The 15911-nt window shown below is 71.6% G+C and carries 15 protein-coding genes; 6 read left to right on the top strand and 9 right to left on the bottom strand.

Translation table 11 applies throughout. The features are described 5' to 3' along the window. Nucleotides 1-818 precede the first annotated feature (818 nt). The 4 genes from chvE to araA all read left to right on the top strand — a co-directional run bounded on the left by chvE (nucleotide 819) and on the right by araA (nucleotide 6360). On the top strand, nucleotides 819-1958 hold the full coding sequence (chvE, locus tag ACFFIA_RS41110) for a multiple monosaccharide ABC transporter substrate-binding protein (RefSeq protein WP_377262349.1): 1140 nt from the start codon (nucleotides 819-821) through the stop codon (nucleotides 1956-1958). A 78-nt stretch (nucleotides 1959-2036) separates the two neighbouring features. Continuing rightward, on the top strand, nucleotides 2037-3575 hold the full coding sequence (mmsA, locus tag ACFFIA_RS41105) for a multiple monosaccharide ABC transporter ATP-binding protein (protein ID WP_377262347.1): 1539 nt from the start codon (nucleotides 2037-2039) through the stop codon (nucleotides 3573-3575). Further along, a complete protein-coding gene (gene mmsB, locus ACFFIA_RS41100; protein WP_377262345.1) occupies nucleotides 3572-4822 on the top strand; it encodes a multiple monosaccharide ABC transporter permease in 1251 nt (416 codons plus the stop codon). Before mmsA ends, mmsB begins: the two co-directional genes overlap by 4 nt. Nucleotides 4823-4848: 26 nt before the next feature. Beyond that, nucleotides 4849-6360, top strand: a complete 1512-nt coding sequence (gene araA / locus ACFFIA_RS41095; RefSeq protein WP_377262343.1) for an L-arabinose isomerase — start codon at nucleotides 4849-4851, stop codon at nucleotides 6358-6360. 288 nt (nucleotides 6361-6648) lie between these two features. Here the strand turns inward: araA and ACFFIA_RS41090 are convergent, their stop codons facing one another. Then, complete coding sequence (locus ACFFIA_RS41090) at nucleotides 6649-7404, bottom strand: TIGR03089 family protein (RefSeq protein WP_377262341.1); 756 nt, start codon at nucleotides 7402-7404, stop codon at nucleotides 6649-6651. Between the two features lie 84 nt (nucleotides 7405-7488). Between ACFFIA_RS41090 and ACFFIA_RS41085 the strand changes: the two genes are divergently transcribed. Then, on the top strand, nucleotides 7489-7944 hold the full coding sequence (locus tag ACFFIA_RS41085; protein WP_377262339.1) for a DUF3592 domain-containing protein: 456 nt from the start codon (nucleotides 7489-7491) through the stop codon (nucleotides 7942-7944). Nucleotides 7945-8704: 760 nt separating this feature from the next. On the opposite strand, the gene ACFFIA_RS41080 is transcribed toward ACFFIA_RS41085, so the two are convergent. The 6 genes from ACFFIA_RS41080 to ACFFIA_RS41055 form a co-directional block, all read right to left on the bottom strand. Next, on the bottom strand, nucleotides 8705-9955 hold the full coding sequence (locus ACFFIA_RS41080; RefSeq protein ID WP_377262337.1) for an RNA polymerase sigma factor: 1251 nt from the start codon (nucleotides 9953-9955) through the stop codon (nucleotides 8705-8707). Further along, a complete protein-coding gene (locus ACFFIA_RS41075; protein ID WP_377262335.1) occupies nucleotides 9948-10280 on the bottom strand; it encodes a YciI family protein in 333 nt (110 codons plus the stop codon). The genes ACFFIA_RS41080 and ACFFIA_RS41075 overlap by 8 nt, the downstream gene beginning before the upstream one ends. Nucleotides 10281-10392: 112 nt before the next feature. After that, a complete protein-coding gene (locus ACFFIA_RS41070; protein WP_377262333.1) occupies nucleotides 10393-11169 on the bottom strand; it encodes a transglutaminase-like domain-containing protein in 777 nt (258 codons plus the stop codon). A gap of 53 nt (nucleotides 11170-11222) precedes the next feature. Further along, nucleotides 11223-11564, bottom strand: a complete 342-nt coding sequence (locus ACFFIA_RS41065) for a YciI family protein (RefSeq protein WP_377262331.1) — start codon at nucleotides 11562-11564, stop codon at nucleotides 11223-11225. A 118-nt stretch (nucleotides 11565-11682) separates the two neighbouring features. Next, nucleotides 11683-12114: a hypothetical protein gene (locus tag ACFFIA_RS41060; protein ID WP_377262329.1), complete on the bottom strand. Its 432-nt coding sequence runs from the start codon at nucleotides 12112-12114 to the stop codon at nucleotides 11683-11685. 74 nt (nucleotides 12115-12188) lie between these two features. Further along, nucleotides 12189-12383 carry a hypothetical protein gene (locus tag ACFFIA_RS41055; RefSeq protein ID WP_377262326.1) on the bottom strand — a complete coding sequence of 65 codons (195 nt, stop codon included), beginning with the start codon at nucleotides 12381-12383 and terminating at the stop codon, nucleotides 12189-12191. Nucleotides 12384-12408: 25 nt separating this feature from the next. Here ACFFIA_RS41055 and ACFFIA_RS41050 point away from each other — a divergent pair, with 25 nt between their 5' ends. Next, nucleotides 12409-12933 (top strand): CGNR zinc finger domain-containing protein, encoded by a 525-nt coding sequence (locus tag ACFFIA_RS41050; protein WP_377262324.1) that lies wholly within the window; start codon nucleotides 12409-12411, stop codon nucleotides 12931-12933. 69 nt (nucleotides 12934-13002) lie between these two features. Here the strand turns inward: ACFFIA_RS41050 and ACFFIA_RS41045 are convergent, their stop codons facing one another. Together ACFFIA_RS41045 and ACFFIA_RS41040 are read right to left on the bottom strand one after the other, a co-directional pair. Continuing rightward, the gene (locus ACFFIA_RS41045) at nucleotides 13003-13452 is read right to left on the bottom strand and encodes a 3-keto-disaccharide hydrolase (RefSeq protein ID WP_377262322.1); all 450 of its coding nucleotides are present in this window, start codon (nucleotides 13450-13452) and stop codon (nucleotides 13003-13005) included. 69 nt (nucleotides 13453-13521) lie between these two features. Beyond that, entirely contained in the window at nucleotides 13522-15639 is a 2118-nt protein-coding gene (locus ACFFIA_RS41040; RefSeq protein WP_377262320.1) for a cellulase family glycosylhydrolase, read from the bottom strand. Between the last annotated feature and the right edge of the window lie 272 nt (nucleotides 15640-15911).

The raw sequence follows: 15911 nt of genomic DNA, 5'->3' as shown, positions 1-15911 counted from the left end.
CCCCCGGACGCGGCATAGTGGACACACACGCCCACCCTGACCCCGAAAGATCTCTAGACCGCCCGCAAGGGGCTATGTCCCCGACACCGCCCTCGGCGGGCGACCCGACAGACCACTATGGACACGCGAGCGCGCTGGGGCGAGAAGGGCGAGCGCGCCCCCGCCCACGGCGTCCCGGATCCGGCGCGCCCCGCCGGCGGCGAAGACCGTGGACCGCGAACGGTGAGGCCGCGGGGTGGTGGTCCAGACCCGATGCCACTCGCCGCGAGTCGACCAAGAAACGCAAGTGTGGGCGAGCGGCGGTAGCCGCACGAACGCGCGCCACCGTCGCGTCGACCAAGAGATCGGGCCCGTCCTGGGCCAGCGGGGAAATCCATGCGCGCCCGAGGCCCGGCCGGACCCGGCACTTCGCGTGGTCCCGGAGAATGTCCAGGTCATCACCTTGATCAAATTGGGCTGAACGGCATCGCGACAGCCGGAAGGCGCGCGGCGAAGGCGCTGGACGAAGGGCGCGGACCTCGACCACGACGGGGCTCCGCCCGCGGGCGTCGCGGCATCGACGGCCGTCGGCGTTTCCGTGGGATACTTCGCATGGTTCCGGTTCGATTCCGGCCGCCGTGGTTAACGCTCACAAGACGCGGCGGCCGGCCGAGCACGCGTTTGTCCAGCGGGCTGACACGGAGGTGGATCTCGTTACGAGACCGTGACTCGCAGATGTCACAGCGACACCTTGACGCCGCAGATGTGAGCGCTAACAATGTTGGCTCGACTGATCTTCGTGTGTGACGTGTCACCTATCCCCGGAGAGGGAGGGACCTGTGAAGAGAAGACTTCTAGCCGCTCTGGGCGGTGCCGTACTGGCGTTCAGCCTCGCGGCCTGCGGCGGCGAGGGTGCCGGCGGCGACACCGACACCAGCGGCCAGGCGCCCCAGGACCTGACGATCGGCGTGTCGATGCCGACCCAGACCTCGGAGCGCTGGATCGCCGACGGCAACTCGGTCAAGGAGAAGCTCGAGGCGAAGGGCTACAAGGTCGACCTGCAGTACGCGGGCGACGACATCCCGACCCAGTCGCAGCAGGTCGACCAGATGATCACGCGGGGCGCCGACGTGCTGATCATCGCGGCCATCGACGGCACCGCGCTCAGCAGCCAGCTCCAGGCCGCGGCGGACAAGAAGATCCCGGTGATCGCCTACGACCGGCTCATCCGCGACAGCCAGAACGTCGACTTCTACGTCAGCTTCGACAACTTCAAGGTCGGCGTCGCCCAGGCCAACGCGCTGCTGGTCGGCCTCGGCCTGCAGAACAAGGACGGCTCGAAGGGCAGCAAGACCGGGCCGTTCAACATCGAGGTCTTCGCCGGCTCGCTCGACGACAACAACGCGCACTTCTTCTTCGACGGGGCGATGCAGACGCTGAAGCCGTTCCTGGACAACGGTTCGCTGGTCGTCAAGTCGAAGCAGACCGCGATCGAGCAGGTGGCGATCCTGCGCTGGCAGCAGGAGACCGCGCAGAAGCGGATGGAGGACCTGCTGACCTCCACGTACAACGACGGTTCGAAGGTCAACGGCGTGCTGTCGCCGTACGACGGGCTGTCCCGCGGCATCATCACCGCGTTGCAGAACGCCGGCTACGGCCCCGCGGCCAACCCGATCCCGGTCGTCACCGGCCAGGACGCGGAGATCGCCTCGGTGAAGCTCATCAACGACGGCGTGCAGGGTTCCACGATCTTCAAGGACACGCGCCTGCTCGCCGAGCAGGCGGTCATCGCGGCCGAGGCGTTCCTCCAGGAGAAGCAGCCGCAGGCCAACGACACCACGACGTACGACAACGGCGTCAAGGTCGTCCCCTCGTACCTGCTGCCGGTGCAGACCGTCTTCAAGGACGACATCAAGACGGCGCTCATCGACTCCGGCTACTACACGGCCGAGGAAGTGGCCGCCGGTCAGGCGAAGTAGCACCGCGGCCGGGCTCGGCGGCGCTGGCCGCCGGGTCCGGCACGCGGCGGCGGACGATCTGGTGACGAGGAGGGACGCATGGACGACGTGCTGCTCGAGATGCGCGGCATCACCAAACGCTTCCCCGGTGTCAAGGCCCTCGAAGACGTCTCGCTCGCCGTGCGGCGCGGGGAGATCCACGCCATCTGCGGTGAGAACGGCGCCGGCAAGTCCACGCTGATGAAGGTGCTCTCCGGCGTCTACCCAGCGGGCAGCTACGACGGCGAGATCCTCTTCGAGGGACGGCCGGTGCACTTCAACGGCATCCGCGACAGCGAGGCCGTCGGCATCGTCATCATCCACCAGGAGCTGGCACTGGTGCCGTACCTCTCGATCGCCGAGAACATCTTCCTCGGCAACGAGCGGCGCGGGCGATCCGGCTTCATCGACTGGAACCGCACCAACGCCGAGGCCGCCACGCTGCTGGCCTCGGTGGGGCTCTCGGAAAACCCGGTCTCCCCGGTGATCCAGCTCGGCGTCGGCAAGCAGCAGCTCGTCGAGATCGCCAAGGCGCTCTCGAAGGAGGTGCGGCTGCTGATCCTCGACGAGCCGACGGCCGCGCTCAACGACGTCGACTCGGCACACCTGCTCGACCTGCTCCGCCGCCTGCGCGACCAGGGGATCACCTGCATCATGATCTCCCACAAGCTCAACGAGATCACCGCGATCGCCGACTCCACCACGGTGATCCGCGACGGGCGGACCGTGGAGACACTCGACATGCGCGGCGGCGACGTGAGCCAGGAGCGCATCATCCGCGGCATGGTCGGGCGCGACCTGGACAGCTTCTACCCCGACCGGATCTCCACGCCCGGCGACGAGGTGCTGCGGATCGAAGACTGGACCGTGTGGCATCCGGTCCAGCAGCGCAAGGTGGTCGACGGGGCGAGCCTCTCCGTACGCGCCGGCGAGGTGGTCGGCATCGCCGGGCTCATGGGCGCCGGCCGCACCGAGCTCGCGATGAGCGTGTTCGGCCGCTCGTACGGGCGCGACATCAGCGGCCGCCTCTTCATGCACGGCCGGCGGGTCCGGGCGCGCACCGTCGCCGAGGCGATCGACCACGGCATCGCGTACGCGACCGAGGACCGCAAGCGGTACGGCCTCAACCTGATCGCCGACGTCCGGGCCAACGTCTCGGCCGCCGCCCTCGGCAAGCTCGCCCGCGGCGGCTGGGTCAACGGCAACGAGGAGATCAAGGTCGCCGAGGAGAGCCGGCGCGACATGAGCATCAAGACCCGCAGCGTCATGGACTCGGTCGGCACGCTCTCCGGTGGCAACCAGCAGAAGGTCGTCCTGTCGAAGTGGCTCTTCACCGACCCGGACGTCCTGATCCTCGACGAGCCCACGCGCGGCATCGACGTCGGCGCCAAGTTCGAGATCTACACGATCATCAACCGCCTCGTCGCGCAGGGCAAGGCGGTCGTCGTCATCTCCTCCGAGCTGCCCGAGCTGCTGGGGATTTGCGACCGGATCTACACGCTCTCCGCCGGCCGCATCACCGGCGAGGTGCCGGTCGACCAGGCCACGCAGGAAAACCTCATGGCGCTCATGACGAAGGAGAAGGAGTCCACCGGATGACCAGCACCAAGCCCTCCCCGGCGGAGGACCTCGTATCGTCCGGGAGCGCCCCCGCCACCGCGCTGCACGCGGGCACCAGCGACCCCCGCACGCTCCTCATGCGCAACCTGCGGCAGAGCGGCATCTACATCGCCTTCGTGGTCATCGTGGCGCTCTTCGCGATCCTCACCGACGGGGTCTCGCTGAGCCCGGGCAACATCACCAACATCGTGCTCCAGTACTCGTACATCCTGGTGCTCGCGATCGGCATGGTGATCCTGATCATCGCGGGGCACATCGACCTCTCGGTCGGCTCGGTGGTCGCGCTCACCGGCGCGGTCTCCGCCGTGCTCGTCATCCAGCAGGGGTACCCGTGGTGGATCGGCGTCGCCGCCGCGCTCGCCGTCGGTGTCGCGGTCGGCGCGTGGCACGGCTTCTGGGTCGCGTACGTGGGGATGCCCGCGTTCATCGTGACCCTCGCCGGCATGCTCCTCTTCCGCGGGCTGACGCTCCAGGTGCTCGACAACATCTCGCTCTCGCCGTTCCCGGAGGCGTACAAGACGATCGCCACGGGCTTCCTCAACGGGTTGCTCGGCGGCCACGGGTACGACGCGTTCACGCTCCTCATCGCCGCGTTCGCCGTCGTCGGATACGCGGTGAGCGTCTTCCGCACGCGGCTGGCCCGCATCCGATACCAGCAGTCGGTCGAGTCGTTCCCGCTCTTCGTCGCGCGCGTGCTGCTGGTCGGCGCGGTCGTCATGTACTTCGCCTGGCAGCTCGCCCACGCCCGCGGCCTGCCGATCGTACTGATCATCCTGGCCGTGCTCGTGATCGCGTACGGGCTGATGACCCGCAACACCGTCTTCGGCCGCCAGGTGTACGCGATCGGGGGCAACCTCTCGGCCGCGACACTCTCCGGTGTTAAGGTGCGCAAGGTCAACTTCTGGATCTTCGTCAACATGGGCCTGCTCGCCGGCGTGGCCGGGGTCATCTATTCCTCGCGCTCCAACGGCGCGCAGCCCGGTGCCGGCAACATGTTCGAGCTCGACGCCATCGCGGCCGCGTTCATCGGCGGGGCAGCCGTGGCGGGCGGTGTCGGCACCGTCGTCGGAGCGATGGTGGGCGGCCTGATCATGGCGGTGATGAGCAACGGCATGCAGCTCATGGGCATCGACCAGTCGACGCAGTCGGTGGTCAAGGGCCTGGTGCTGCTGCTGGCCGTCGCGTTCGACATCTACAACAAGCGCCGCGCCGGGGCCACCCGCTGACGGTGCCGACAACCGAAGGGACGGCCGTGACCGACGACCCCTACTCCGGCAAAGAGGTCTGGTTCCTGACCGGGAGCCAGGGCCTCTACGGCGAAGCGACGCTGCGGCAGGTCGCCGAGCAGTCCCAACGGGTCGCCGCCGACCTGGACGCGGGCGGCGGCGTGCCGGTCACGGTCACCTGGCAGCCGGTCCTGACCAGCGCGGACGCGATCCGGCAGGTGATCGGGCGGGCCAACGAGACCCCCGCGTGCATCGGCGTCATCGCCTGGATGCACACCTTCTCCCCCGCCAAGATGTGGATCGCCGGCCTCGACGCGCTCCGCAAGCCGCTGCTGCACCTGCACACGCAGGCCGACGCCGCCCTCCCGTGGGCGACGATCGACATGGACTTCATGAACCTCAACCAGGCCGCGCACGGCGACCGCGAGTTCGGCTTCGCGCTGACCCGCCTTCGAGTCCCGCGCACGACCGTGGCCGGGCACGTGAGCGCTCCCGCCGTGGCCGCCCGGATCGGCTCGTGGGCCCGCGCCGCCGCCGGGCTGGCCGAGGCCCGCTCGCTGCGGCTGGCCCGGTTCGGCGACAACATGCGGGACGTCGCGGTCACCGAGGGCGACAAGGTCGAGGCCGAGCTGCGGGTCGGCGTCTCGATCAACACCTGGGGCGTCAACGACCTCGTACGCCTCGTCGACACCGTGGCCGACAAGGCGGTGGACGCGCTCGTCGAGGAGTACCTGGAGACGTACGAGATCGACGCCGACCTGCGCCCCGGCGGCGACCGCCACGAGAGCGTCCGCTACCAGGCGCGGGTCGAGGCGGCGCTGCGGCAGTTCCTCGGCGAGGGCGGTTTCAAGGCGTTCACCACCAACTTCGAAGACCTCGGCGGCCTCCGCCAGCTCCCCGGCCTCGCCGTGCAGCGGCTGATGGCGGCCGGCTACGGCTTCGGCGGCGAGGGCGACTGGAAGACGAGCGCGCTCCTGCGCATCCTCAAGGTGATCGGCGCCGGCCGCCCCGGCGGCACGTCCTTCATGGAGGACTACACCTACCACCTCGCCCCCGGCACGCCGAAGATCCTCGGTGCGCACATGCTCGAGGTCTGCCCCACCATCGCCGCCGAGCGCCCCCGCGTCGAGGTGCACCCACTCTCCATCGGAGGCAGGGAAGACCCCGCCCGGCTGGTCTTCACCGCCGCCACCGGTCCCGGCCTCGTGGTCGGCTGGGCCGACCTCGGCGACCGCTTCCGCTGGGTCGCCAACGACATCGACCTCGTACCACCGGACGAGCCGCTGCCCAACCTGCCGGTGGCGCGCGCGGTGTGGCAGCCCCGCCCGGACTTCCCCACCGCCACCGAGGGCTGGCTCACCGCCGGCGGCCCGCACCACACGGTGCTCTCCACCGCCGTGCAGGCCGACGAGGTGCAGATCGTCGCCGACCACCTCGGCGTCGAGCTGGTGCTCATCGACGCCGACACGACCCGGCGCGGGCTGGCGAAGGAGCTGCGCTGGAGCGCCGCCTACCACCGGCTGGCCCAGGGCCTGTGACGCGGGCCTACAGCCGCACGCCGCCGACCAGCACCGCCGCGACGGCCGCGAGGGCCAGCAGGTAGAGGAGCAACACCAGAGCGAGGGGTACGGTCACTCGCTGAAGGGACATCGAGCCTCCTCACCAGCACCTGGCACAGGTACCCGGCCATCGTATGGCGCCCCCGCACGCCCCGCCCGCGACGACGCGGGTGCCCCGGCGCCCGCGCGCCGGGCGCACACGATGGGCTGAGCCGCCGCGGCCAGCGAGCTGGTCGGCTAAGCCGGCCGCCGCCGGCGACGGCCGGCTCACAGCACGTGCGTCACTCCTTCGGCGGCGCGACGGCGGTCGAGCGTCTCGCGGTCGAGGTTGGCGCAGAGCAGGATCGAGGCGCCGGCCGCCAGCGGGGCGAGCAGCCAGGTGACCGGCTCGACGTGCGCGCCGGTGTCGACGAGCACGCGGTCGCCGGGGCGCAGCTCCATCCGCTCGGCGATGGCGTGGGCGATGGTGCCCCACTGCCGGTAGGTCGTGCCGTCCGGGCTCGCCGCGTCGGTGTACCGCACGGCCTGCGGCGCCGGCACGTCGCCCGGATGGTAGCCCGCCGCGGCGACGTAGTCGCGGTAGCCGTCGGGCACCTCGTCGAGGGTGGCGGCGCCGGGACCGAGCCCGTGCGCGAACCGGTGCCGCGCTTCCGGCACGCTCTCCAGCCAACTGCCCAGCCGGGCGGTGGAGACGAAGAGCGCGTCGTACGGCTCGTCCTCCCCCGGCCGCGCCGACGGGAGCCCGGCGACCGCCCACGAGCGGTAGGAGACGGTCACGCCGAGCGACCAGGCGCCGAGCAGCACCGCCGCGGTCTGCCAGTGCGGCGGCAGCAGGACGGCGGCCCGGTCGCCCGCCACCAGCCCGCAGTCGTCGCGCAGCAGACCGGCGGTGCGGGCCGCCCATCCGCCCAGCTCGACGGCGGTCAGGTCGGTGCGCTCGCCCGTGGCGTCGTCACAATAGGTGAGCAGCGGGCGGTCGGCACCGCGGGCGGGCTGCTGGCTGGGCATGGTGGAGGGCAGCATGCCGGCCAGCCTATGCGCCGCCCCCGCCGGGCGAAACAGCGGCGGTAAGCGCCCGGTGGCGGCCGGGTCCTATCGTCAGCGGTCATGAGCGACGTGCCCCCACACCTGGCGCACACGGTGCGACGGATACGGCTGTTCCGCCTCGCCGCCGCCATCCTCGTCGCGCTCGTCGGCGTGGTGGCCCTGGTGATCGGGGGCGTCCTCACCGCCAGCCGCAGCTGGCCGTCGGCCACCGGCACCGTCGAGTCCTGCACGGCGGCCGCCGCGCCCGGTCCCGGCCGGACGACGAGCCGGCAGCGGTGCACCGTGTCCTGGTTGGACGGTGACCGCCGGCGCGCGACCGACATCGAACTGGGCCGCGCGCAGGCGGTGCCCGGCGCCGCGGTGACGTTGCGCTACCGGGGCGACACGGCGGTGGTGGAGACGCCCGGCTGGGCCGGCCCGGTCACCGCCGGCGTCGGCCTGACCCTGCTCGCCACCGGCGCCTACCTGCTGGTCCGCGCCCGCCGCCAGGGTCGCCCGGCGCCGCACGCCGACTAGGAATTTGGGCTGCCGCGATGCCCGTCGCGGTCCGGACCCAAGGCCACTCAGACTAATTTGATCAAGGCTTTGACATGCACATTCTCCGGAACCGCGCGGAGCGCCAGGAACGACCGGCCCCCTCGGGCGCGCATAGATTTCCCTGCGCGCATGGGTATCCAGGATGGACTTCATGATCAACTTAAGCTGAGTGGCATTTGGGGTCCAGGCCGCTGCTTCCGCATCCACACCGGTGGTGGCAGATTCGAGATCAAGACGAGTTGCGGCGTCAGCAGCGCCATGACTCGTCTTGATCGCTGTCTGCCGCGCGTGGGGGTAGTGACGCGGAAGGCCGGAGGCGAGAGAAAGCACCTCGCGTGGACAGGCCCAAGCGAGCACACCTACCAAGATCCCGACAATTTCCCTGTCTTTGTCGCCTCCCGCTGCGAACGAGGCAGCAAAGTCTCCGATATTGCTGTCACGCCCCGCTGGTCGCACCCCGGCCACGCCGCAGCGCCGGTCATGGGGACGCGGAGGGGGGCGGCCGCGGGCAGCAGTCAGGAACCAAACCACGCAGCCTAAAATTTGATCAAGGCCGTGACGTGCACGCTCCCCGGGACCGCGCGGAGTGCCAGCAACGGCCGACATCCTCGGACGCGCATGGATTTTCCTGCTCACATGGGGTCCAGGATGTGCCTGCCCTCATGATCAACTTAAGCTGAGCAGCATTGCGGTCCCGGACCCCCGCTCCCGCGGCCTCACCCGCCGCGGTTCAAGACCCCTACCGGCGCAGCTCCTCCGCGCGGTCCAGCAGCGCCCGCCGTTCCGGCTCGGAGTGGGTCTCGGCGGCGGCCCGGCGGAAGAGCGCGGCCGCGCCGTCCCGGTCGCCCCGGCGGGCGGTGAGGTCGGCCTCGGCGGCGAGCGCGAGGGGGTACCCGTCCAGCGCCCCGCCGGCCCGCGCCTCGCGAAGCAGCGTCAGCCCTCGCGCCGGCCCGTACGCGTAGCCGTGCGCCACCGCGCGGTTGAGGGCGACCACCGGCGACGGGGAGACCCGGACCAGCGCGTCGTACCAGGTGGCGATCGCGAACCAGTCGGTCGCGGCGGCCGAGGTGGCGGTGGCGTGGCAGGCGGCGATCCGGGCCTGGAGCGCGTACGGGCCGTCCGGCCGCGTGCGGGCCAGCACGAGCAGCCCTTCGGCGATCGCCGCGTGGTCCCAGCGGGAGCGGTCCTGCCGGTCGAGCGGGAGCAGGTCGCCCGCGCCGTCGCGGCGGGCGTCCCGGCGCGAGTGCTGGAACAGGAAGAGCGCGAGCAGACCGGCGATCTCCGACTCCCCGGCCATCAGGTGGTCCAGCAGCCGGGCCAGCCGGATCGCCTCGTCGGCGAAGGCGGGCTCGCCGTCCGCGTCGTAGCCGCGTGTGAAGAGCAGGTACAGCACGGCCAGTACGCCGGGCAGCCGCTCGGCGAGCGCCGGCCCGGTCGGCACGCGGTACGGGATGCGCGCGTCCGCGATCTTCGTCTTGGCCCGCGTGAGCCGGCGGGTCATGGTCGACTCGGTGACCAGGAAGGCGCGCGCGATGTCCGCCGTGGGGATGCCGCAGATCGTGCGGAGGGTCAGCGCGACCCGGGCGTCGAGCGCGAGCGCGGGGTGGCAGCAGGTGAAGACGAGCCGCAGCCGGTCGTCCACGATCTCCTCCTCCCCGGCCGGCGGGTCGGCGCCGGCCGGCGTGAGCGCGGCCAGCTCGGTGAGCTTGCGGCGTTCGACGGTGGCCCGGCGCAGTACGTCGGTCGCCCGGTTGCGGGCCACCGTCATCAGCCAGGCGCCGGGCCGGTCCGGCACGCCGTCCGCCGGCCACCGCTGGAGGGCCTGCACCAGCGCCTCCTGGGCGCAGTCCTCGGCGAGCGTCCAGTCCCCCGTCACGCGGATCAACGTGGCGACGATCCGCGCGTACGACTCGCGCGCCGCGGCCGCCACCGCGGTGGCCGGCGCCACCGCGGTGGCCGGGCCGCCCGCAACGGCGTGCGGTTCAGCCAAGGTGGCCGAAGGGGCGCAGCTCGATCCGCCCCGCCCGCGCCATCGGATGGGTCCGCGCGACCTCGATCGCCTCGTCCAGGTCGGCGCACTCGAGCAGGTCGTAGCCGACGATGACCTCCTTGGTCTCGGCGAACGGCCCGTCCGACACCAGCAGCTCCCCCTCGCGCACGCGCACCGTCGTCGCGGCGGTCACCGGCGCCAGCACGTTGCCGTCGAGCCGCCGGCCACGCGCGTCGTTCACGGCGACCCACACCTCGATGTCCGGCTCGTCGGTCCGGTCGGTGTCCGGCTCGGTGTCGGTGCAGACGAACATCATGTACTTCATCTCAGCTCTCCCTCTCGTCTGGATCTCACCACGCTGACGAACGGCCCGCCCCCGACCGGACAGCCCCGCCGGAGAAAATCGACCGGCGGATCAGGGCGGAAGACGCCCGGTATCAGCCGGCCAACGCGACCAGCGACGTGTGGTCGTCGGCCGGCAGCGGGCCGGCGGTGGTCGCGGTGATCCGCTGGTCGCGCGGTTCGAGCCGGCCGGAGAGCACGGTGGCGAAGGCGACGTCCGCCGCGTCCCGGCCGGTCGCGATGCGGGCCAGCGCGCCGCGCGGGGCCAGCCGGGTCGCGTCCCAGACCCACCAGCCGCCGTCGTGCGCGGTCTCCACGACGAGGTGGAAGTCCATCGGGCCGAGGCCGGGCGCGTACACGGCGGCCACGCGCGCCGGTACGCCCACCGCGCGGCACAGCGCCGCCAGCAGGTGCGCGTAGTCACGGCACACGCCCCGGCCGGCCAGCAGCGTCTGCGCGGCGTCCGTCGTGGGCCCGCTCGATCCCGGCGTGTACGTCAGGTGCCCGTGCACGTACGCCTCGATCGCGCGTACGGCGTCGGCCCCGGAGAGCGCGCCGAAGCGGTCGGTGGCGTACCCGGCGAGCCGGTCCGACGGGCAGTAGCGGCTCGGCCGCAGCGCCACCAGCCGGTCCAGCTCCGACGGGGGCGGCGCGGCGTCCCGGCGGTCGGGCAGCTCCGCCGTGTACGCCACCACGAGCCGCCCCGACCCCGCGTGGACCAGGTGGGCGCGGTCGAGGCCGGTGACCGGCACGCCGGCGCCGTCGAGCGTCACGGTGAGCAGCTCGGACGTGACCGGTCCGGCCGCGGCCACCTGGAAGGCGACCTCCGCCGGACCGTCGACGTCGTACGTCAGGGTGCAGCCGACCCGCATGGCCGCCATTGTGGGCCAGTCGCCGGCCGCCCGCAGCACGCGAGCCCCGCGGGCTACTCGGCCGGCGGGATGAAGAGCGGCCGCAGCTCGACGCCGGCCACGGTGGTGGCCGGGTTGAGCCTGGCGATCGCCAGCGCGGTGTCGAAGTCGGGCGCTTCCAGGACGAAGAAGCCCGCCACGACCTCCTTCGCCTCGATGAACGGCCCGTCCGTGACCACGTCGCCGCGGATCGAGGTCGCGGTCGTGCTCGGCTGGAGCGCGTAGCCGGTGACGATCGAGCCGCCCAGCTCGGCGACCTGGGCCGGGTATCGATCGAGCAGCTCGACGTACTCCGGCGGGATGGTCATCGGGTCGGCCGGCGCGGGCATGTGGATGAGGACGGCGTACTGCGGCATGGTCTGTGCTCCCTGGTCTCGTTCTCGGGTCTTCCTACGCCACCGACGGGCGGCACGCGCCGGAATCGACAGCCGGCCCGAGAATCTTCTCCCGCGCGAACGATCCAGCCGGATACACCTAGACCGGGAAGCGCTCGCGGAAGCGGGCGTCGTCCTCGTCCACCACCGGGTCGTCGACCGAGGCCACGTAGAACACGAGGAACTCGCTCTCCGCGTCGGCGCCGGCCAGCAGCTCGCGCCAGGTCCAGAGGTTGGGGTGCGGGATGTGCGTCGCCGCCTCGGCCGGTGTGAGTCTCGCCACCGCCTCGGCGAAGCGCTGCCGGTCCATCCGGAAGACTGCGGTCGTCGCCACGTACCCGCAGATCGAGGCCATCACCACGGCGGGCAGTGGGCGGAGGGCGCCGGGCGGGTTGACGTGCCCGAACGTCAGCTCCGTGCCGTCCCGCCGGGCCACGCCGTGGGCCGCCGGCGCGGTGTATCCGGGTATCCCCGCCGCGAACCGCGCCCCGGCCGCCCGGAGGTCGTCGTCCGTCACCCACGCCTCGGTCATCCCCGCTCCTCCCGTTTCCGCAAGGATCTTAGAGTCACGGTACGACCGGTGGATCGACGGATGCCGGTCCGCGGCTACCGGCGAGCGGACCCGACCGGCCAGGTGGCCGGGCGGGCGTCGGCGAACGCGAAGACCTGCACCCACCGATGCCCGCAGTCGCAGCGGCGGTAGCGCACCAGCCCCTGCGACGTGTGGTGCGCCGACTCGACCACGGCCAGGAGCGCCGGGCGCCCGCAGCCGTCGCAGAACTCCATCTCCCCGACGTACATGCCACCAGCCTGGTGTAATGGGCTTATGCAGTTCAACCATTACGGCGGCACGGGGGCGTTTCTCGCGGCCGCGCTCGCCAACGCCACCGACCTCAGCCCGGCGGCACTCGAGCGGCTGCTGACCGAGCACGAGATGACCAGCCGCCGGCTCGACCGCGCCCAGGCGGCGGCGCTCGCCACCTGGCTCGACCGGGTGCGGCCGGTCTTCGGCGAGCCCGACCCGGCGCGGCAGATCCGGCTGGTCAACGACCTCCTCACGGAGGCCACCACCTCGGTGCGCATCTCGGTGCACGACGGCCATCCGCCGCACCTGCACTACATCAACGACACCGACGACCGGCTGGCCCGCGTCAAGGCGACCGTCGCCGGCGGCCTCGCGGTCGCCCTCTGCGGCGCCGGTGGCCAGCGGCTGGGCCGGTGCGGGCGGGACGGCTGCGCGACCGTGTACGTGGACACGTCGCGCAACGGCCGCCGCCGCTTCTGCTCGCTCGCCTGCGCCAACCGGGTCAACGTCGCCGCCCACCGCGCCCGCGCCCGCCCGGCCGCCTGACCCCGTCCGGTGCCGGCGGGATCGGCGGCCGGTGAGCGCACGCGGGCCCGGGGCGGGCCGCGCGGCGACTCAGAGCGGTTCGAGCCAGATGTTGCGGAACCGCGGGTTGGCCCCGGGGTCGCCGTGGTCCTGGAGGCGGATCGGCCCGGCCAGCGCGCTCTCCGCCGCGCCGCCGCCGGTCGGGCCGTCGACGGTCACGTCGTCGTGCACCACGAAGCCGTTCCACACCACGGTCACGCGCGCCTGCTGGGTCCGGTTGCCGGACGGGTCGAAGCGGGCCGCCCGGAACACCAGGTCGTACGACTGCCAGGTGGTCGGCGCGGTCGCGGCGTTGCGGTCGGGCGCCCGCTTGCTGTAGATCGCGCCGGCCTCGCTGCTGTCCAGGGACGGGTCGCCGTACGAGTCGAGCACCTGGAGCTCGTACCGGTCCTGGAGGTAGACACCGCTGTTGCCGCGCTGCTGCCCGGTCACCTCCGGCGGATACGTGGGCTCGTACCACTCCACGTGCAGATCGATCAAAAGGTTCCGTCGTGACTCCGGAAGTGGGCGGCGCGGCGGGGCTGTCCGTGCCCCACCGCGCCGCGACCCTCAGCTCGTGCTGCCGGTGACGTTGCTCCCCGACTTGGTGACGTGGTACGTGGCCGTGCCGCCGCTCCAGAAGTGGAACGTCAGCGTCACCCGCTGCCCGTCGTTGACCTCGGCGAAGAACTCCGGCTTCAGCGTGATCGTGTTGGCGCTGTAGTTCGGCGCGAAGGTGACGTCGTACTCCTTGAACGAGGTCCAGTTGTGCGGGCCGGCGTTGCTGCCATCCGCGTACTTCGCCTCCATCGTGGCCAGTTGGTCGCCCCGGAACTGGGTCGGCACGTTGAACGAGCCGGTCTGCCCGGTGGCGCCTCCGAGCACCGGCGGGTCGTACGTGATGATGTTGATCCGCCACGGCACGCCGCTGGAGAAGCGGGCGTGGATGGTGGAGTTCACGCCGTACGCCCGGCTGCCGACCAGCCGCGTGACCGCCGACGCGGTGAGCGTCAACGTGCTGCCGGAGACCGTGTAGTCGGTGCCGCTCACCAGGTCGGTGTTCCCCTGCCGCAGCCCCTGGAACGTCGTGCCGTTGAGGTTGAGGGTCAGGCTCTTGCTGGTGATCGAGCCGGTCCGGGGCACGTACACCTGGTCGCTGGAGGCGGTGCCGGAGCGCGTGGTCCAGCTCGACTTGATCTGCGCGATCAGCTCCGGGTCGCTCCACTGGAACGAGGTGCGCCCGAAGTGCTGGCCGTTGTCCCAGAGCTGCGTGGTGATCCGCCGGTTGCGGGCGTAGTAGCCGAGGTACTCGAAGAACTTGAGCTTCTCGCCCTGCTGGATGGTGCCGGTGTGCCGGTCGAAGCCGAGCAGGCCGTACTCGCCGATGATCACCGGGATGTTGCGCGCCACGAAGGCGTTGTAGACCCGGTCGAACTGCCCGGTCAGGTCCTGCTGCGTGGTGGCGTCGAAGCGGGTCCCGCCGGCGACGTTCACGCTGAACGGCCAGTACCCGTAGAAGTGGACGGTCGCGATGAGGTTGGGGTCGTTGAGCGCGTTGAACGTGGTCACCAGCTCGTCCACGCGGGCCTGGTCGGCCGAGGTGTGCAGCGTGGGGAGCACGAGCAGCCGGGTCGCGTTGTTGCCGCAGGAGGCGCGCACGATCCGGTGGAACGAGGTGTTGAGCTCGTGCAGCAGCTGCGCGTTCTGGGCGTCGCCGGAGCTGCCGGTGAACTGCGGCTCGTTGACGCTCTCGAAGTTGAGTCGCGCCGGTGCGTCCCGGAACGCGGCGGCGAGCTGCGTCCACAGCGCGTTGTACCGGTTGAGCACGTTGGTACGGTCGGTCGGCATCGTGTTGATCCACTGCCACGAGTCGTGGTGCAGGTTGATCATCACGTAGAAGCCGTCGTCGAGCGCCCAGTTGACCACCTCGCGCACGCGGTTGAGCCACGCCGAGTCGATCGTGTAGTTGGGGGCACCGCCGTGGTGGTTGGTCCACGTGACCGGGATCCGGATGCTGTTGAAGCCCTGCGCGCGGATGTTGTTCAGCAGCGCCTCGGTGACCCGCGGGTTGCCCCACGCGGTCTCGTCCGCGCCGACCGCGTCGAGCGAGTTGCCGAGGTTCCAGCCGGGCTGCATCGCGGCGACCGCGGCCATCGCGTTGCCCGCGGGAGGCGGCGAGGTCGGCGGCCGCGTGGTGGGCGGCTGGCTCGTGGGCGGCGCGGTGGTGGTCGGCGGCGGCGTCGTACCCCCGACGCCGCCGGTGCAGGTGACACCGTTGAGCGCGAACGAGGTGGGCGCGTTGTTCGTCCCCGACCAGGATCCGTTGAAGCCGAACGAGACGGTCGCGTTGGTGGCGATCGAGCCGTTGTAGCCGACGTCGGTCGCGGTCACCTGGGCGCCGGAGGAGGTGACGTTGGCGTTCCACGCCTGGGTCACGCGCTGGCCGGACGGGAAGGTCCAGACCAGGCTCCAGCCGTTGACCGGGTCACCGAGGTTGGTGATGCCGACGTTGGCCGTGAAGCCGCCGGGCCACTGGCTGCTCGTCGCGTACGTCACGCGGCAGCCCACCGCCGCCTGCGCGTTCGTCGCCATCACCAGGCCGGCCCCGGCGACCAGTGACGCGGTGGCCGCCGCGACCACCCCGAGGCGCCATCGGACCCTCCGCGCTGTGCCCAGAAAACCGGCCATGATGCTCCTTCGTGGACAGACGCGCGGGCCGGACGGGAGCCCGCGCGGTGGACGGCCGCGCGGTGGGGGCGCGCGGTTCGTACAGGTCGCGCGGGGGCCGGGCGCCTCCCGCGCGACGTGAGACTAAGTTGGACGTCCAAACATTGTCAATCGGCGCACGCCGATGCCCGGCGAGGAACCGGGGGCGCGCGTGGCGCGCGCCCCCTTCCCCGGTGCTATCTGTAGGTGATGTCGGAGGTGCCGTAGAAGCAGTTTGTGCTGTCCGCTCCGGT

The sequence above is a fragment of the Phytohabitans kaempferiae genome, from assembly GCF_042433955.1.
GTDB classification, from domain to species: Bacteria; Actinomycetota; Actinomycetes; order Mycobacteriales; family Micromonosporaceae; genus Phytohabitans; species Phytohabitans kaempferiae.
Note: the sequence above shows the minus strand (reverse complement) of the source record. Positions and strands in the feature narration are given on the sequence as shown.